Here is a 19,164-nt window from a genome sequence, read left to right as displayed (position 1 = left end):
TAAAAGCAGGATTTCAAACAAAGAAATCCTGCTTTTATTTAATCTTTATCCGATTAAGAAAAATGAATTAAGGAAAACTTCTTTCATCTTTGTTTTTCAACTACTGTGCAATCTTCAAATTTACATCGTTTACAAAAATGAGCGGTTGCATATTGCTCATATTGGTAAGTGATAAAACGCCATTTTTGTTTTCATTAACAGCGTTGATTTTAAAGCAATACTCATCGCCGTCTCTATCTCTTAACGTTATAAATTCAGAAGTATCACTTGAATTGTTCTGACAGCTGTTTGAAATAGAATACTTATACATCACTTTCATTATGTCTTTGTCATAATTGTAAAGTTTTCCATCCTGTGTAAATACCCATTTTGTCGTTCGGATGGTGTTCGAATACCAATTTCCTAAAATGCGTTTTGATGAAGGATCTTGAGTTTGTGAAAAAAGTGCTGAAACAAAAAACAGCAATGCCAGGGTAAAAAATAGCTTTCTCATAGATTTTAAATTATAAATAAGATTTGCTTTTGATAAATTTTAACTAGTTCGCCGGAATATAAATATCAAAGATAGCTCCTTTATTCAATTCGCCTTTAGCGGTGATAATTCCGTTATGATTGTCTACGATTTTCTTTACGATAGCAAGTCCAATCCCGGTTCCGGTATATTCAAGTTTTCCGTGTAAACGTTGAAAAACTTCGAAAATTTTGGAGCTGTATTGTTGTTCAAAACCAATTCCGTTATCTTCAATTCTGATGTGGCAGTACTTCATTTCTGCTTCTAAAATTTCATTATTTAAAGCTGAACCTTTAGCGATTTCACTATTAATTTTAATGACAATCGGATTTTCAGGATTTGAAAATTTAAGAGAATTGCTCACTAAATTGTACAAAAGTTGTCTAAATTGAAACGGAATAATCTTCGCTTCGCAATTTTTCAAACTTTCAATTTTGGCATTTTTTTGTTCAATTTCTTCTTTTAAATCCTCTTTTACTTCGTTTATAATTTTGCTAATATTCGTTTTTTCGAAAATTCTTTCCTGAACATTTGTTCTCGAATAGGAAAGTAAATCGTTGATCAACGTTTGCATGCGTTGTGCTGCATTTTGCATTCGCTTAAATTTATCTTTTCCATAATCAGATAAATTTTCCGATTCTTTTTCCATAATCTGAGTCGCAAAAGTCTGGATTTTTCGTAACGGTTCCTGCAAATCATGACTTGAAATATAGGCAAAAGACTGAAGTTCCTGATTCATTTTTTCAAGTTCTTTATTTTTCTGTTCAAGTTCTAAGGCATTTAATTTCAGCTTGTCATCCGCAGTTTTTTTCTCTGTCAAGTCATGTGTCATTTTTGAAAAACCAATAACCTGATTTTTTTTATTGTGAACAGCTGTAATAGTCACATTTGCCCAAAATAAGGTTCTGTCTTTGCGAACGCGCCATCCTTCATGACTTGCTTTTCCTTTTTCAATGGCTAGATTCAATAAAGTTTGAGGAAGATTGTTTTTTCTGTCAGATTCGGTATAAAATTCAGAGAAGCTTTTTCCGATAATTTCTTCTGCTTTGTAGCCTTTTATTTTTTGCGCACCCTGATTCCAATTTTCTACAATTCCTTCGTGATTGAGGTATAAAATGGCATAATCCTGAACTTCTTCAACCATTAAATGATAACGTTCTTCACTTTTTTGAAGTGATTCGTTCATGAGGCTCAATTCTTTTGTTCTTGCCGTTACTTGTTGTTCAAGTTCATTTGTAAATGCTTTTTCAGTATGAATATCAGTAAAAGCGCCAACCCATTTTATAATTTTATTTTCTTCGTTTAAAATCGGCTCACCAATTACAGCATGCCATCTGTAAACACCATCATTTCTTTTGATTCGAACATCGCATCGGTAAATTTCTCCTGTTGCAAGACTATTGCTCCAAATTCGGGCATTTTCTTCGTAATCATCAGGATGAATCATGCTTCTCCATTCTTCTTCTCCTTTTGGATAAATTCCGGTGTATTCAAACCATTTTCCGGAGGCAAATAAGGAATTTCCTTTTTCGTCTGTTTCCCAAATTAATTGAGGAATACTCTCTGCCAAAGAACGAAAACGTTTCTCGCTTTTTTCTAGTTCCTGCTGATGATTTTTCTCGTCTGTAATATCTCTGACAGTGCCAAGAAGTTTTTCTGGATTTTTATTGGCATCAAAAAAGACTTTTCCTTTGGCTTCAACCCAATGAATCGAATTGTCCTTCCAGATTACTCTTAATTCATAATTTATAACTCCAGTATGAAGTGCTTCATTATACGCCAGATTTCGTATTTCTAAATCATCCGGATGAACATAAGTTAGAATTTGTTCGTGAGTTAAATTGATATTTTCTTTATTTCCGGTTACAATTTCCAAATAGCGTTGCGAATAATGAACTTGTTTTTCTTTTACATTTAATTCCCAAGTACCAAGTTCGCTGGCTTCTACAATAATCTTCAGCCTTTCTTCATTGAGTTCGATTTTTTTTCTAGCCTCAACTTTTTCGCTTACTTCAGTTACTGTAACAATAATTCCTGATATTTCGCCATTTTCCTCTTTCAGCGGATTATAAAGAAAGTCAAAATAAGAAATATCCAGTTTCCCGTAGCGGTTTAAAGGAATTGGAACTTCATTTCCATGAAATGGAATTCCGGTTGTTAATACATCGTTTAAAAGTTTGTTTACACTTTCCTTAACCTCTGGCAAGGAATCAAAAAGCGGTTTTCCAACAAAAGTATTTTCCTCCCGATCAATAATTTTTAAATAAGCATCATTGGCCATTTCGACCATAAAATCGGATCCCCGCAAAATAGTAATTCCTACCGGAGCCTGTTTTACAGTGTTGCGAAAACGCTTGTCAGCTTCTTCTATTTTTTTTGTTGCAAGATGCAGATCTGTAATATCTGCAGCCGTATTCATTACGCCATAAATTTTGCCATTTATATCGTAAAGAGGTGTAAAACTGTAGTTAAAATAAAAGCTTTCCAGAATGCCGTTCATTTTAATATCAATGCGTGCATTTTTATTGTGAAAAGCCTCTCCAGTTTCAAAAACGTGGTTTACTTGCTCAAAAACAGATTGATTATCGAGCTCAGGAAGAATTTCGGTATATAATTTCCCAACAACATCATTGCCCTTTCCCCAAACATCCATTATGGCTTGATTGGCAAGTTCAATGCGTTTTTCTTTACCGGTGTAAACACCAATTGGGAATGGTGCATTTTCGACTAATTGTCTTATTTTCTGCTCGCTTTCCCTTACTTTCGACTGTGCTAAAAGTTTTTCATTTTTTTCAGTAGTTTCAATTACAGTGACCAGAATACCGCCAACTTCGCCATCTTCTTTTTTTATGGGGCTGTATGAAAAGTCAAAATAACATTCTTCGTCGTAGCCATTTCGGTTTAAAACAACCATAAAATCGGGAGAACTGACAGCGTTTCCTTTCATTACATCGTTAAACATGGGGCCAATTGTGTCCCAAATTTCCGAAAATGTTTCTTTTGAACTGATTCCTAAAGCATCAGGATGTTTTGTTGCGCCTAAAATAGGGCGAAAGGCGTCATTATAAATTTGAGTAAAATCATTTCCCCAGGCAATGTACATTCCGAATGGATTGCTGAGTATTACCGAAGCCATCGTTCGCAGACTTTGTGGCCATAATTCAGGATTGCCTAATGAAGTTTTGCTCCAGTCTTTGGATCGCATTAATTCGCCCATTTCACCACCATCGGCTATAAAATAATGTTCCCTGTTTTTATGGCTCATTCCTGAAAAAATTACGGCTGAAGAACAAATTGTTCCCGCGCAGGCTGTTTTAAATTGTTTTCGACAGTTGTAGTCAAAGCATTGTTAATCACCGTTTTTAGTTTAGCAAATTCACCAGGTTTTCGGATATAATGTGTTGCTCCTTTTTGGTACATCAAATCAACAATTTCAATATCTAAAGAAGTTGAAAAAATAATAACTGGAAGTGTGTCAAACTCGCTAAGTTCTTTGATTTCTTTAAGACATTCATGACCATTTTTACGCGGCATATTAAGATCTAAAAAAAGAATATCCGGCAAAGCACCGGGAGAATTGGCTTTTAAATAATCCATTAATTGTACACCATCATGTACTGTTACAAGAGTTACAGGAAGCTTCAATTCATCGATTGCTTCTCTAAAAAAAGAGCAGTCATCATCATCATCATCTGCTAGTAAAATATTGTAATGTTTTTTATTCATTTTTATAGATGGAAGTAAAATTAAATTGAAAGCATATTTGCCGCGAAAAAGAATCTACGTTTAAATATAAGCCAATGTGCTTCAGTTGTTTTTGATAATGTATTGCCAATTTCTTATCATTTAAACAAGGCTTTGGTTAATTTATTGTCAATAATACGCTTTTTATACTGCTAATATAGGGCTATTTTTTCGACAACGAATAAATATTATGCTAATTACTTATTTGTGTCATGCAAAAATATTGACAAAAAGACATTGTTTTTTGTAAGTTGTTGTAATTCATTTGAATATAATAAAATGTTTTTAAAATTTCAGATTTCCTTAAATGATATTTTTATGCGAAATAACTTGATATTTTAATTTTTATAAGTACTTTTAAGGTATAGTTTTAAATCCTTAAATATATGAAAAACAATCTCTTAAAAGAAATTTTATTGTTAGGTATTTTAACTTCTGTCTTTGCCTGCAATACAAAAAAAGAAGAACCTGTCGTGGTTGATAAAGAAGCGATAAAAAAGGAAATTCAGGCCAAAGAAGATGAATTTGCAGCGGTTTATAATTCTGGCGAAATAAAAAGCATCGGTTACTATGATAACAATGCTATAACTTTTTTTCAGAATCGCGCGCCATTAGTTGGAAAAGCAGCAATTGTAGAATTTTTAAAAGCCGATGCAGTTGCAAATTCAAATAAAATTTCATTTAAAACAAATGAAGTTTTTGTATCGACTGACGGAAATCAGGTTGTTGAAACTGGTGCTTATACGGTAGTTGATTCGACAAATGCAACTATTGCAACTGGAAATTATATGAGTTTGTTTGAAAAGAAAGATGGCAAATATTTGTGTGTTAGAGACATGAGCGCTTCTGACACAGCTCCTAACTAAAATAAGATACTATATAAATAAAAAGGTGATTAAATAATTTTTATTCAATCACCTTTTTTATTTTAAAACGTTTTTTTATCGTCTGCGACCACCGCCTCCAAAGCCGCCTCCACCGCCGTGAAAGCCACCGCCTCCACCGCTAAATCCGCTTCCACCTGATCTTGTACGACCACCACCAGAATTAAAGTTTGAAGAACTACGATTTGATGTTGATGGACGATCAAAAGATCTATCTGATGTTCCTGCTGAAGGACGATTTACAGAAGATCTGTCTGATACTCCTGATCCGCGATTTCCGGCTCCGTTTGAAGCTCTGTCAGATACTCCGGCTCGGTTTCCAGATCCATTTGACATTCGATTAGAAACGCCTGTATTGCCGGCACGATTGCCATAGTTTCCATTTCTATTATTGTTTGCGACCGTATTGGATCTATTTCTGTTGTTATTATAATGATTAATGCTATTTCTATTGTTATTGTTTATAATTACTGTATTACGACTATAATGTCCTCCATAATAACCTCCATGATACCAGTTATTATGACGATAAATACCCACCGCAAGAACTGTAAATGCTGCAAAATAAGGAGGATAGTAACCGTAATAATAGGGAGGATAATAAGGTACGTAAGCTGGCGAATAAACATATTGAACTATCGGAGCCGATTCGACCACGACAGTTGTTGCAGGGGCACTTACAGTAACAGGATTGGAACCCTGGTAAGCTGGATTTGCAGTAACTGCAGGTGTGCTTTTCGGCTCAATAACATAATTTTTACCATAAAGATCTTCATCTCCAACGCATTGAATAGAAACTTTTCCGTTTTTATCTTTATTTACTAAAATGACAGCGACATCCTGAGTTTCAGTTTTACTGACTGCATCCTGAAGTACAAATGTGAAAGAATTATCTTTTTTCGTCGTAGTGACTTTTATAAAATCTACTTTTTTATCCAGATTAAGATCCAGATTATTAATTCCGGTTTCTTTTTTATTTAATGCTGTTTCAAAGTCTTCAATAGTTTTTGATTTTTGAAATAACGTCAATACGGCATAAAGATCAAGATTATCTCCCGGAAGATTTAAAGCTGGTGCATCGTCACCAGATTGAGAAAAAATAGATTGGCTTGTTAAACTAATCACAACTGCTAAAAAAAAGAATAGAAATTTTTTCATAATGTGTTGGTTTTTAATTTACTACATGCAAGTTAGATAATATTACGCATATAAAAAAGTATTAGTCTTAAAATTCTTATTGTAAAATTCTTTTAATCAGTGTGTTAGTTTTATGTTGGAAGGAAAATAGGAATGTAAATAAGCTGAAATTGAAAAATGACTTCAACCTCTTGTTTTAAAGGAATTTTTTCGAAAAATTCAAAATAATTAATTGAAAATAATGTCTTATTATATTGTTTTTGAGTCTTTTAAGGTGTATTTTTTAATTTGAAGACAAGATAAATTTGCACCAAAATAAAACAGTTTTTTAAGAAGCTGCTTATCGTAAATTTTAAATACCACTTTTATGAAAATTTTCAATTTAATTGTATTACTTTCTCTATCTATTTTTGGAAATCCAAAAGCAATTTCAGGCGAAGAAAATTGGAATGAAACGGAAGTCGAAAGATTCAATAATCAGTTGGCAGAAGTAAAAGAGAAAATAAAAACCTGCAATCTATATAATACAAAAATTGCTTTTTTTGTTGATATGAAAATCAAATCAGGCAAAAATCGATTCTTTGTATATGATTTAGAAAACAATAAAATTATAGATGAAGGACTTGTTGCGCACGGCAGCGGTTCTGAAACTGGGATTGCAGGAAATCTGAAATTCAGCAATGAACCAAATTCAAATGCCACATCTTTGGGCCGATATGCAATTGGAAAATCTTATAAAGGAATGTTCGGAAAATCATATAAATTAAATGGTTTAGACCAAAGCAACAGCAATGCCTTAAAAAGAGCCGTTGTTTTGCACTCATATTCGGCGGTTCCTGATGTTGAGCAGGAATATTATATTTCTCGCAGCCGAGGATGCCCTATGGTGAGCGAAGTTTTTTTTAAAAGACTTGAAAAAATAATTGACCATTCAAAATCTACAATAATCTTAAATATCTATTATTAAACAGGATAGTACATGACGCAAACTTTATAGCTATTCGATAATTTTATTACGAACTAACTAACCGTAATAAATATGAAAATTCAAAAATGGTATTCCTTAAGCGTTGTTTTTACAATGTTTTTCTTCGGAATATCAAATAAAACAATAGCTCAAAATAAGACGATTAAAAATGATGTTTTTTGGAATACTAAAGACGGAAAACCGTTAAACAGTCAAGGCGGTGGTATCTTCAAATTTCCGGATCCTAAAACTGGTAAACAAAAATATTATTGGTACGGCGTGCATTATGCCGAAGCTGATCAATATCGTGCAGATCCTTCAGTGACGCATGAAAAAAATAATTTTGAAGCTGTAACCTGCTATAGTTCTACTGATTTAGTGAATTGGACTTTTGAAAAAAATGTTTTATCAAAAGAAGAAGCGAACAAAACCGGAAAAACCTGGGTTGGACGTTTGGGAGTCGCATTTATCAAAGAAATTAATAAATACGCCATGTTTGTACAGCATGGAAGCGAAGTTTTGATTACACTTTCAGATTCTCCGACAGGTGAGTTTATTTGGCATCAGAAAATAAATATGGAGAAAATGATCGGAACCAGCAATACTGGCGACCAAACCGTTTTTACAGATGAAGACACCGGAAAATCCTATTTGATTTATTCCTACGGAAAAGGACGAAACAGAATCTATGTTTCTGAAATTGGAATGAAAGATGGGAAAGTAAACCTTTTAGATTGCACAGAAATTTTTAAAGGAGAAAGCAGAGAAGGAAATTGTATGTTCAAATACAAAAACCGCTATTATATGTACGCTTCAAATATTTACGGCTGGGACGGTTCGTTTGCCTATTATTTAGTTGCCGATGATATTCGCGGACCTTATCTTCCAACGAATGAAATGCTGATAACAAAAGGCGCCGAAGATGATTTTGCGCATGTTTCGCAAACAGGTTTTTTCTTTTCTGTAAAAGGAAGTAAACAGGAAACGATTGTGTATTGTGGAGACCGTTGGGCCGATTTTGCCGGAAATGGTTTAGGATATAATCAATGGTGTCCAATGTCATTTGATGGAAGTGTACCGTATTTCAATTCGCTGAGCGCTTGGGATTTGGATGCAAAAACAGGAAGTTGGAAAGTAAACAAGGAAAATAATTACGTAAAAAATGGCAGTTTTGAAGCTGACCGCCGACATATTCCGAGTCCTGTAAAACCGGTGCAAATTCAGTTGACAGGCTGGGCAAGCGAAGTTATTGAAGGCAATAAAATAAGTTTAGATACTCTTACTTCGCCAGTTTTAAATCATTTTAATACACAAGCCGAAAGAAAAATAGTAATTGGAGAAAAGAGTTTGAATATCAGTGATAAAATTGATTTTAAGAGAAAAGTATTTCAGGTTATAACATCTTCCCCATACGTAAAACTGGAAGATGGATTATACACTTTAACTGCCAAAATTAGAAACAGTAACGGATTTGATAACCTTGAAGTATATGCTGTAAGTAATGATAAAAAGTTTCAGTTTATAGTAAAAGAGGAAAATGCAGAATGGAAAACAATTGTCATCAATAATATAGCTATAAAAGGAGAGAAGGCCGAAGTGGGATTTCTTGCGAATGGAAAAGCAAAATCTTTTTGTTTAGTAGATGATGTTTCTTTAGTGAGAAGTGAAAAGTAATCTGTAAAATGTAAAAAGTGATCTAATTTTATTTGTTTAGTTTTTTAAAGTCTGTAAGCGTTTTGTTTACAGACTTTTTTTATGAAAAGAAGTTATGTAAAGTACATTTCACATTTTACTTCTAACAAATCACATTAAAAAAATAATTAATAAAAAAGCGTTCATTCATTTATTATTATATCTTTGTAAAAAAAATACAGCTATGAGAGTTAGAGATATTGACAAAGAAAAACTGGTTATTGAAATGGCGATTGACCAGATTGTGCAGGAAGGATTTCAAGGTTTCAGTATGAATAAATTGGCGAAAGCCTGTTCAATTTCTGTTGGTACGCTCTATATTTATTATGCTGATAAAGATGATTTAATTCAAAAAATAGGAGCCAGCATGGCACTGAAGTTTTTTAAAAGCACCATAAAAGACTTTTCGCCCGACATGCCATTTGAAGAAGGTTTGTGGAGACAATGGGAAAACCGCGCCAACTTTGCAATGAAATATCCTAAAGAAGTTGCATTTTTTGAAATCATCAAACATTCGCCTCACGGAGAAATCATTTTGGATTCTATTAAAGAATTTGCTGATTTCAGAGCCATTATGACTCAATTTACAGACAACGCACTTCGGAACAAAGAACTTCTCCCAATGAGTTTTGAAGCGTTTTGGTGTGTGGCGTACGGACCTCTTTATACCTTATTGAACATGCATGCTGAACGCAAAAGTATGGGAGGAAAACCATTTGTGCTTACAAAAGAAATTATGAAAGAAGCCTTTCAAGCAGCTGTTAAAGGCTTAAAACCTTGAAAAATTATGGAAACAGATTTAAATATCATACATATTTTTAAAACCAATATCAGTGCAATTAACGCAGAATGCCCAGCGCATTATGTACTGAATAATAATCAAAACATTGAACAATGGAGTATTGACTGTGAAGATGTTGACTGCGTTTTACGCGTGGTTTCAGAGACTTTGAAACCTCACGAAATTATTACAATAATCACCAATTTAGGCTTTGAATGCCAGGAATTGTCTTAAAAAATATTTATAAATTAATGGAAAAAACTACCATTGAAAGCCCTGCTTTCACTTCACATCAAAAAATTATTATTGCCATATTGGCGCTTTTGCAATTTACTGTCATTCTTGATTTTATGGTTATTTCTCCACTTGGAGATATCTTAATGAAAACATTAGATATGACAACATCAAACTTTGGTTTTGCAGTATCGGCTTATGCTTTTAGTGCCGGAATTTCAGGATTATTGGCAGCAGGTTTTGCTGATAAATTTGACCGCAAAAAATTATTGATTTTCTTTTATATCGGATTTATTATTGGAACGGTTTTCTGTGCACTTTCAACAGGTTATATAATGCTGCTTATGGCACGCATTGTAACCGGACTTTTTGGAGGTGTAATTGGTTCGATATCACTAGCCATTGTAACCGATTTATTTGTGATTCAGCAACGCGGACGTGTGATGGGTGTTATACAAATGGCATTTGCAACAAGCCAGATTTTAGGAATTCCGGTAGGGTTGTATTTTGCCAATAATTGGGGATGGCATTCTGCATTTATTATGATTGCGGTTTTGGCCGTACTGATTCTTATTGCTGTTTTTACTCAAATGCCCGCAATAACAAAGCACTTGGAATTACAATCAGATAAAAGTCCGTTTTTGCATCTTTGGCATACGATTAGCAATAAGCAATATCAGGTAGGATTCGCTGCAATTGCATTTCTTTCAGTTGGAGGATTTATGCTGCAACCTTTTGGAAGCGCATTTTTAGTAAATAATATTCACATCAGTCAGCTTGAATTGCCAATGGTGTTTTTCTTTACGGGACTTTCAGTACTTTTTATAATGCCAATCATTGGAAAGCTAAGTGACAAAGTGAGTAAGTTTAAATTGTTTGCAGCCGGATCTGCGATTTCTGTTGTTATTATTATAATTTACACTAATCTGGGACCCGTACCTTTATGGCAAATTGTCGGATTGACTATGATTATGTTTATGGGAATCATGAGTAGAATGATTCCAGCTACAACTTTAAATACAGCCATTCCGGAGATGAAAGATCGTGGCGCTTATATGTCAATTACATCTTCATTACAGCAGATTGCAGGTGGGATTGCGGCAGTTTGTGCAGGCTTTATCGTGCATCAAAAAACAAAAACTTCACCGCTAGAACATTATGATATTCTGGGATACGTAATTGCAGTCGTTACTTTATTTACAGTGTTTTTAATATGGCGCGTGGATCAATTGGCAAAAAAGAAAGCTAAAGATTTAATTGCTTAATCTGAGTTTTGATATAAAAACAAAAGCTTGTTCTGTGGGACAAGCTTTTTGTTTTTTATAACTTCAAATAATTGTTTTTTTCTTCCAATAAAAATAAACTGAAAGCGCATTTATAGCAGCCAAAAGCCATAAAACCGGACTGCTGAAAAAGCTGTAATAACTTCGTCCATTTGGTATTTCTACAAAAGGAACGGTTATCAAAACATCTAAAATCAAAGCCGTTGCCGACATTGCAATTCCAAGGAATAATCCGTGAGTTTCGAGAACTTTTTTATAATATAATTTTGCGCCAAGAATTCCAAAAAAGACAATTCCAAACATTACGATTATGCATTGAATCCAAAAGAAATTCTGTACAAACGGAATTTGATCCAAAATATAAAATGAAATACTGACTAAAATCCAAACTAGGAAACCAGAAAAGATTGCTCTGAAATAATTCATCTTTTTAGTTTTAAGAATTCCAAATTCCGGTTTTGGCAGTTTCTTTCGCGTAAGCGGTAAAATCCTTAGCTTTTCGACCCAAAACTTTTTCAATATCCGAAGTTATGTGCGAATTTCTTCCATCCAAAACCTGTTCAAAAAGATAATTTGCAAGCCAAATATGATCTTCAGGAACCTGATATTCTTTCAGCATTTGCGAATATTCATCTAATGATAAACTCTGAAAAGTAATATTTTTGTCGCTTGCTTCAGCAATAGTATTTACGGCTTCTTTAAAAGTCAGTAATCTTGGTCCGGTCAATTCGTAAGTTTGTTCATTATGGGCATCGCTCAAAAGAGATTCGACAACAACATCGGCAATATCGTCGGCATCAGTGAAAGGTTCAAGCGCTTCGGCTCTTGGCAAGGCGACAATTCCGGCTAAAATCGGTTCTAAAAAAATACTTTCGCTAAAATTTTGATTGAACCAACTTGCCCTTACAATCGTCCAGTTTTTGGCATTTTCTTTTACGATTTCCTCACAAAGTTGTGCTTCTTTTTCGCCTCTTCCAGATAATAAAACCATTTTTTGAACGCCTAATTCTGTTGCCAAAACGGTAAATTTCTGAATTGTCTCAACTGCCGAAGGAATGGCTAAATCAGGCTGAAATGTGATGTAAACAACTTCAATATCTTTCAGCACATTTTCCCAGGTTTCTGGATTTTCCCAATCAAAAGGGATTTTTTCAGATCGGGAACCCAAACGAACTTCAACGTCCGAATTATTTTTCAATCTTTCAATTACTCTGCGTCCTGTTTTCCCATTGGAACCCAAAACTAAAATTTTCTTTTTGCTCATATCAATATTCTTTAAATGATTACTGATACAAAGTTGATTAGATTAAAAACGAAACATTTGTCGCAAAAGAATTATAATTTGTCTGAAAGGAATTGAAGCCGAACTTCATTCGGGCGCATTCCGAATTTTTTATGGAAAGCATTCGAGAAAGAGCTCAAACTTTCATAACCAACTTCCCATGCTGCTTCCTGAACCGTTTTTTCGCTTTCGCGGAGCAACTCATACGCTTTATGAAGTCGTTCTTCCTGAACATATTTGAAAACCGGAATGCCAAAAAGTTCTTTAAAATTCTTTTTTAGTTTATTGCTGTTCAACCCAACCATTTGCGATAATTGAGTGAGTGAAGGCGGTTTAGAATAATGCGTGGCAACAATTTCTTTCGCTTTGTATAATTTGTTTTTGTCGATTTCCGAAAAGTCAATTTTGGCGTCAGTACTCAAAAGCGCAAAAAAATGTGCCAAAAGTTCGTTGACCTGACTTCTTAAAAACAGCAATCGCGTATTACCAACGTAAGTCGTGTTGAAGATTTTTTGAACCGCCAATTGCATATCGAGCGTCATATAATACGACGGACCTTTTACAAAATGTTCCTTCGGATTTAATAATTCAGGAAGGTGTTTTTCAAAAATCTCTTTTTCGGCCTCAGGAAGCGAATTTAGATGTTTCGGTTTTGTAAAAATACTGATTGACTGTAAAGGTTTGTCGGGTTCGATTTTATGTGAGAATTCCACTTTTTGATTTCCGAAAAAACAAATTGCCAAACCCGTTGTATTCGTCAAATATTTTGTCTGATTATTGTGTTTGATTTCCAGTTCGACATTGCCAGATCCGTAAAACGCAAAACCAACCGCGTCGCCGTCGATTTCGCATTTCTGAACTATGGTTTTTGTCGTATTCGATTGTTCGATTAAAACAATAAAGTCATTCAATTCTATAATATCTGTCGTCATTTTGTTTGTCGTGTATTTTAAAACTGTTTAAGAAAAAAAGCTCATTTTTATTTCTTTCCTTAGATTTAGAAATTAGAGTTTAAACAATTCTTAAATTATGTAAAATGTTTAAAATTAAACAATTAGTTTAATTTAGGCAATTCGATTTTTTTCAACTTCAAACTTTTTTAGTGTACAAATGAGACTTTAAAATCCTTTTTTTGTAACAGTTTTTTGAGCAAAATTTTGCGCTTTTTTGTGTTCGCTGTTGATAACTGTTTTTTTTGATCGAAGAATAAAAGCATTTTTTCCTGTTGACAACTTTATTTAGATTCTTTTTAAATAACTGGTTTTTCGAGCTTTATGACTTTAAAAAGTAATGTTGATAAAAACTTTTTTAACGAATAAAAAACCACAATTTTCGCTGTTGATAATTGCTTCTATTTTTAACATCAAAACGAAAGTAAAACAAAAAATCGTGGCTTAAATTTGTAAGTAGCGAGATGTAAAAATACCTCCCAAATCTGCATTTCGTTTACTTACATATTCACCATTAAATACAATTTTATTATGTCTATTTTCGATAAAAGAATCAATTATAAGCCTTTTGAATACCCGGAGGTACTACAATTTACTGAAGCGATAAACAAAGCGTACTGGGTTCATACAGAGGTTGATTTTACTGCTGATACACAAGATTTTCATTCGCATTTGTCGCCAGCTGAACAAACGGCAATCAAAAACAGTCTATTGGCAATTGCTCAGATTGAAGTTGCTGTAAAAAGTTTTTGGGGAAATATTTACGAGCATTTCCCAAAGCCTGAATTTAATGGTTTAGGAACCACTTTTGCTGAGTGTGAATTCAGACATTCTGAAGCATATTCACGTTTGCTGGAAGTTTTAGGATATAATGATGAATTCGAAAAATTACTTGACGTTCCTATAATCCGCAAACGTGTCGATTATCTTTCAAATGTTTTAAAAGATACACGTTCGCAGGACAATAAAAAATATATGGTTTCGCTGATTTTGTTCAGCATTTTGATCGAAAATGTTTCGCTTTTCAGCCAGTTTGCGATTTTGCTTTCGTTTACCAGATTCAAAGGTTACATGAAAAATGTGAGCAACATTATTGCGTGGACTTCAATCGATGAGCAAATTCATGCAAATGGAGGAATTTTCATCATCAATAAAATACGTGAAGAATTTCCGGATTATTTTGATGATGCAACTTTGCTGGCAATCAGAGATACTGTTAAACATTCTATTGATGTTGAATCGGATATTTTGGATTGGATTTTTGAGGATGGAGAAATCGAATCAATCAATAAAATAGATCTCGTTAATTTTATGAAATTCAGATTAGACGAAAGTCTGAAACAAATTGGAATTCCAACTGTATTTGATGTTTCAGCAGAAGATTATAAAGCGATGTTGTGGTTTGAAGAAGAAGTTTTTGCCAATAGTCTTGATGATTTCTTTGCAAAAAGACCTGTAGAATATACAAAACATGATAAGAGTATAACGGCAAACGACCTTTTTTAAAAGTATAAAATAATGAATACGATAGATATAAATCCAGAAAGTCTTCCGATGAGCGAAGCTGGAAATAAAATGTGGTGGAAAAACTCCGAAAGTGAACAAATCTTGAATCGCGGTTATCTTTTAAAAGGTGAAACTGTTGAAGGTGCAATTGACCGAATTTGCACAGCCGCAGCCCGCCGACTTTATAAACCAGAATTAAAAGAGTCTTTTGTTGAAATGATTGAACGCGGCTGGATGAGCATCAGTTCGCCGATTTGGGCAAATATGGGTACAGAACGTGGTTTGCCAATTTCGTGTTTCAATGTTCACGTTCCAGACGAAATAGAAGGAATTACGCATAAACTGGGCGAAGTAATCATGCAGACCAAAATTGGTGGAGGTACATCTGGATATTTTGGAGAATTACGCGAAAGAGGAAGCGCCGTAACCGATAACGGAAAAAGCAGCGGTGCAGTAAGTTTTATGAAACTTTTTGATACCGCAATGGATACGATTTCACAAGGTGGTGTGCGACGTGGTGCATTTGCAGCGTATTTAGACGTTGATCATCCGGATATTGAAGAGTTTTTGAAGATTAAAAGTATTGGTAATCCAATTCAGAATTTGTTTACCGGAATTTCGGTACCCGATTATTGGATGCAGGAAATGATTGACGGCGATATCGAAAAACGTCAAATTTGGGCTAAAGTTCTGGAAAGTCGTCAGCAAAAAGGATTGCCTTATATTTTTTTCAGTGACAACGTAAACAAAAATAAACCTCAAGTTTATAAAGATAAAAACTTGCGTATCAATGCGAGTAATTTGTGCAGTGAAATTATGCTTCCATCTGATTTTGATGAATCGTTTATTTGCTGTCTTTCGTCAATGAATCTGGAACTTTATGAAGAATGGAAAGATACTGAAGCAGTAAAATTGGCGATATTTTTCTTGGACGCTGTATTACAGGAGTTTATCGAAAAAACAGAAGGCAACTATTATCTTTCAGCAGCTAATAAATTTGCAAAAAGACATCGCGCTTTAGGTTTAGGCATTTTAGGATGGCATTCGTATTTGCAAAAAAATATGATTCCCTTTGAAGGTTTAGAAGCCAAAATGAAAACGACGGAAATCTTCAAACATATTAGTGACAAAGCCGATAAAGCGACTCAGGATTTAGCTAGAATTTACGGCGAACCAGAATTGCTGAAAGGTTATGGAAGAAGAAATACAACGACAATGGCAATTGCTCCAACTACTTCTTCATCGGCGATTTTAGGGCAGACTTCTCCTGGAATTGAACCTTTTAGTAGTAATTATTACAAAGCGGGTTTAAGCAAAGGAAATTTTATGCGTAAGAATAAATACCTGAAAAAATTATTAGAGGAAAAAGACCTTGATAATGAGGAAATTTGGAGAGGAATTATGCTGAACGGCGGAAGTGTTCAACACATGGAGCAACTTAGTCAAAAAGAGAAAGATGTGTTTAAAACCTTCAAAGAAATCAGTCAATTGGAAATTGTACAGCAAGCGGCAATTCGCCAGAAATTTGTAGATCAGGGACAAAGTTTAAATCTAAATATTCCTGCTGAACTGCCTATTAAAGAGGTAAATCGATTAATGATCGAATCCTGGCAACTCGGAATCAAAAGTTTGTATTATCAGCGAAGCCAAAGCGTTTCAAAGGAATTGGTTACAAGTTTGGTTACCTGCAGCAGTTGCGAATCATAAATTTAAGATCGGAGGTTTTCTTCCGATTTTTTTTGCCTTGAAGTTTTATAAAACGCACCTAAAATTATAGTAAAGTTTTTTTTACTAATTCCTATAAGCTGTTTTCCGTTGCATTTATGAATTAAGAAATTGGCTACGGTATTTTTATAATAATTAATAAAAACATGATTTTATCTTAACATAAGACGCTTTGTAAAATCCGTTTTTAAACGGTTAAAAATTATGCAAATTATAATTTTTTAGATTATTCAAGGTTTTTGATTGCTGAATTTATAACGATTTTGGTTTTTTGTAAAATAAAATCAACAACAAAGAATGGATGATCGACGGAAGAACAAATTAGGATTATTGGATAATATTATTAAGTTTGTTGCGAATTATTCAATTTACCAAAAGCCAAAAAAACTTGCCGTCACTGTTATCAAATCAAGATAAAACTTTAATCGATCGTCTTCGTTCCGGAGATGAATCGGCTTTGACGGAATTGTATAATGCCTTTTGGCAGGCGCTCTTTGTGTCGGCTTACAATGTCATTAAAGACAAAGAATTGTGCGAGGATATTATTCAGGATATCTTCCTGAATATTTGGACAAATCGCGAAAAACTAGAAATCCATATTTCATTAAAAGGCTATATGTATGCCTGCGCGCGTTATCAGGTTTTTAATCATTTGAGAAAAAACAAAGACAAAATTCATGTCGAACTTTTTGATGATTTAGAAAAACGATTTCAATATACTACACCTGAAACACAATTGATGCACGAAGAATTAGTGCAGCAGCTTCATTTAATTGTTGAAACGCTTCCTGAAAAATGTCAGGCAGTTTATAAATTAAGCAGAGAAGAACAATTGAGTCACAAAGAAATCGCTGAACGTCTTAATATTTCAACCAAAACTGTTGAAAATCATATTACCAAAGCGCTTCAGACAATTCGTCTGTCTATGGGCAGTACACTGGGCGTGGCAATGGTTTTATGGCTGTCTAAAAATCTTTAAAGGAAAATAAAAATGATTGCCGATTCTAAGCCTAAAACGTTGATTTCTCTAGTTTCCGGCGAGGCTTTTCTTAAAAGATTAAAAAAAAATCAAAAAAATACAATTTGGACTAGGGGGTAAATATCTTTTTAGATACTTACCTAATATACTTCTGCATTAATAATAAAAAAAAATGAAAAAAGAAGAATTCTTAACGTTATTAAACAGATATCTTTCTGGCGATACGAATCGGGAGGAGAATAAGCAAATGTTGCATTTTTATGAAAGTTTCCAAACTTCAGATGAATGGGACGAAAGTTTAGGATCAAAAGAAGAAATTCAAAATAAAATGCTGCATCGGATTCAGACAGCTATAAAATCGGAAGAAACAAAAGTTATTCCGTTAAGGCCATTCTATTCCAGAACAAGCTTTAAAGTTGCAGTTGCGGCCTCAGTTGCAATGTTGATTTCAATTTCGTTATTATTCAATACAGCGAAAAATTCAAAACAAAATATTCCAGTTGTTGCTAATAAAAATATTCTGATTGGAAGCGACAAAGCAACATTGACTCTAGAAGACGGATCTGTAATTGAACTGAAAAAAGGAGAATCCTACAATCAAGGAAATGCAACTAGCAACGGCGAAAAATTGATTTATAATTCTAAAAATAATACTAGAACGATTGCAAATAACTTTTTAACGATTCCGAGAGGAGGACAGTTTTTTGTTCAATTAGCAGATAGTACAAAAGTTTGGCTGAACTCAGAATCGCAACTAAAATACCCTGTTGCTTTTGTTGATGGCGAAATCAGACAAGTAGAGTTGGTTTATGGCGAGGCTTATTTTGAAGTTTCTCCAAGCACAAAACACAAAGGCTCTAAGTTTAAGGTAAAAACAGCAATGCAAAATGTAGAGGTTATTGGTACCGAATTCAATATCAAAGCCTACAGAGACGAAACGGCAATTTATACCACATTGGTAGAAGGAAAAGTTGCGGTTAGCAATGCAAGTAATAAAGAAATTTTAGCGCCAAACGAACAATCGAGAATCAGCAAAAGTGATGATCGCATTGCAATTTCAGAAGTTGATGTTTACAACGAAATTTCATGGCGAAAAGGATTGTTTGTTTTTAAAGGAATGCCTTTGAAAGATATTGCAAGAGTATTGTCAAGATGGTATGATGTTGATATTGAGTTTGCAGATCCGGCACTCGGCAATGTTAGATTCAATGGTGTTTTGAACAAAAATCAAAAATTAGAAGATATATTAACCACGATCAAGAATATTAATTTTATTAATGCCTATGAGAAAAAAGACAATAAGATTATAATCAAATAAAAAAGAAAAGGGATTAAAGTTCAGACCTCTCACCGTACCGCACTTCATCCCTTTCTGTGTATTAATCAATTAATCATTTAACAACCGACCAACCAATTAACATGTAAATTTATGAAATTTAAATTAACCGACGTCTTTTTCTATTTTAGAAAAAGACTAATTATTAACATT

Annotated in this window: 17 protein-coding genes; 10 read left to right on the top strand and 7 right to left on the bottom strand. The window is 33.8% G+C overall.

Translation table 11 applies throughout. The annotated features are described in order from the left end of the window. Positions 1-100: 100 nt before the first annotated feature. From FN795_RS13410 to FN795_RS13400, 3 genes are read right to left on the bottom strand one after another with little or no spacing between them, the layout of a single operon-like run. Positions 101-493 (bottom strand): hypothetical protein, encoded by a 393-nt coding sequence (locus FN795_RS13410; protein WP_142451067.1) that lies wholly within the window; start codon positions 491-493, stop codon positions 101-103. Between the two features lie 43 nt (positions 494-536). Next, on the bottom strand, positions 537-3,776 hold the full coding sequence (locus FN795_RS13405) for a PAS domain S-box protein (protein WP_142451066.1): 3,240 nt from the start codon (positions 3,774-3,776) through the stop codon (positions 537-539). Between the two features lie 11 nt (positions 3,777-3,787). Then, positions 3,788-4,237, bottom strand: coding sequence for a response regulator (locus FN795_RS13400; RefSeq protein WP_142451065.1), 450 nt, complete (start codon positions 4,235-4,237; stop codon positions 3,788-3,790). Positions 4,238-4,641: 404 nt separating this feature from the next. Here FN795_RS13400 and FN795_RS13395 point away from each other — a divergent pair, with 404 nt between their 5' ends. After that, complete coding sequence (locus FN795_RS13395; protein ID WP_142451064.1) at positions 4,642-5,121, top strand: YybH family protein; 480 nt, start codon at positions 4,642-4,644, stop codon at positions 5,119-5,121. Between the two features lie 75 nt (positions 5,122-5,196). On the opposite strand, the gene FN795_RS13390 is transcribed toward FN795_RS13395, so the two are convergent. Continuing rightward, positions 5,197-6,297 carry a hypothetical protein gene (locus tag FN795_RS13390; protein WP_142451063.1) on the bottom strand — a complete coding sequence of 367 codons (1,101 nt, stop codon included), beginning with the start codon at positions 6,295-6,297 and terminating at the stop codon, positions 5,197-5,199. A 346-nt stretch (positions 6,298-6,643) separates the two neighbouring features. Between FN795_RS13390 and FN795_RS13385 the strand changes: the two genes are divergently transcribed. The 5 genes from FN795_RS13385 (at position 6,644) to FN795_RS13365 (ending at position 11,215) form a co-directional block, all read left to right on the top strand. Continuing rightward, positions 6,644-7,243 (top strand): murein L,D-transpeptidase catalytic domain-containing protein, encoded by a 600-nt coding sequence (locus tag FN795_RS13385; protein WP_142451062.1) that lies wholly within the window; start codon positions 6,644-6,646, stop codon positions 7,241-7,243. Positions 7,244-7,315: 72 nt separating this feature from the next. Continuing rightward, positions 7,316-8,917 (top strand): family 43 glycosylhydrolase, encoded by a 1,602-nt coding sequence (locus FN795_RS13380; protein WP_142451061.1) that lies wholly within the window; start codon positions 7,316-7,318, stop codon positions 8,915-8,917. Positions 8,918-9,119: 202 nt separating this feature from the next. Beyond that, positions 9,120-9,716 (top strand): TetR/AcrR family transcriptional regulator, encoded by a 597-nt coding sequence (locus tag FN795_RS13375; RefSeq protein WP_142451060.1) that lies wholly within the window; start codon positions 9,120-9,122, stop codon positions 9,714-9,716. A 6-nt stretch (positions 9,717-9,722) separates the two neighbouring features. Next, the gene (locus tag FN795_RS13370; protein WP_142451059.1) at positions 9,723-9,950 is read left to right on the top strand and encodes a hypothetical protein; all 228 of its coding nucleotides are present in this window, start codon (positions 9,723-9,725) and stop codon (positions 9,948-9,950) included. Between the two features lie 17 nt (positions 9,951-9,967). Beyond that, a complete protein-coding gene (locus tag FN795_RS13365) occupies positions 9,968-11,215 on the top strand; it encodes an MFS transporter (RefSeq protein WP_142451058.1) in 1,248 nt (415 codons plus the stop codon). Positions 11,216-11,278: 63 nt separating this feature from the next. Here the strand turns inward: FN795_RS13365 and FN795_RS13360 are convergent, their stop codons facing one another. The 3 genes from FN795_RS13360 to FN795_RS13350 form a co-directional block, all read right to left on the bottom strand. Next, the gene (locus FN795_RS13360; protein ID WP_142451057.1) at positions 11,279-11,659 is read right to left on the bottom strand and encodes a DUF5367 family protein; all 381 of its coding nucleotides are present in this window, start codon (positions 11,657-11,659) and stop codon (positions 11,279-11,281) included. Positions 11,660-11,669: 10 nt separating this feature from the next. Further along, complete coding sequence (locus FN795_RS13355; protein WP_142451056.1) at positions 11,670-12,497, bottom strand: NAD(P)H-binding protein; 828 nt, start codon at positions 12,495-12,497, stop codon at positions 11,670-11,672. 71 nt (positions 12,498-12,568) lie between these two features. Continuing rightward, on the bottom strand, positions 12,569-13,447 hold the full coding sequence (locus tag FN795_RS13350; RefSeq protein ID WP_142451055.1) for a helix-turn-helix domain-containing protein: 879 nt from the start codon (positions 13,445-13,447) through the stop codon (positions 12,569-12,571). Between the two features lie 549 nt (positions 13,448-13,996). On the opposite strand from FN795_RS13350, the gene FN795_RS13345 reads away from it, so the two are divergent. The 4 genes from FN795_RS13345 to FN795_RS13330 all read left to right on the top strand — a co-directional run bounded on the left by FN795_RS13345 (position 13,997) and on the right by FN795_RS13330 (position 18,993). After that, positions 13,997-14,971 (top strand): ribonucleotide-diphosphate reductase subunit beta, encoded by a 975-nt coding sequence (locus FN795_RS13345; RefSeq protein ID WP_142451054.1) that lies wholly within the window; start codon positions 13,997-13,999, stop codon positions 14,969-14,971. Between the two features lie 12 nt (positions 14,972-14,983). After that, positions 14,984-16,678: a ribonucleoside-diphosphate reductase subunit alpha gene (locus FN795_RS13340; RefSeq protein WP_142451053.1), complete on the top strand. Its 1,695-nt coding sequence runs from the start codon at positions 14,984-14,986 to the stop codon at positions 16,676-16,678. Between the two features lie 406 nt (positions 16,679-17,084). Next, complete coding sequence (locus tag FN795_RS13335) at positions 17,085-17,675, top strand: RNA polymerase sigma factor (RefSeq protein ID WP_167498079.1); 591 nt, start codon at positions 17,085-17,087, stop codon at positions 17,673-17,675. 172 nt (positions 17,676-17,847) lie between these two features. After that, a complete protein-coding gene (locus tag FN795_RS13330) occupies positions 17,848-18,993 on the top strand; it encodes a FecR family protein (RefSeq protein WP_142451051.1) in 1,146 nt (381 codons plus the stop codon). Positions 18,994-19,164 lie beyond the last annotated feature (171 nt).

The organism is Flavobacterium resistens (assembly GCF_900182645.1).
GTDB lineage: Bacteria > Bacteroidota > Bacteroidia > Flavobacteriales > Flavobacteriaceae > Flavobacterium > Flavobacterium resistens.
This window is presented reverse-complemented; position numbering and strand designations above follow the sequence as displayed.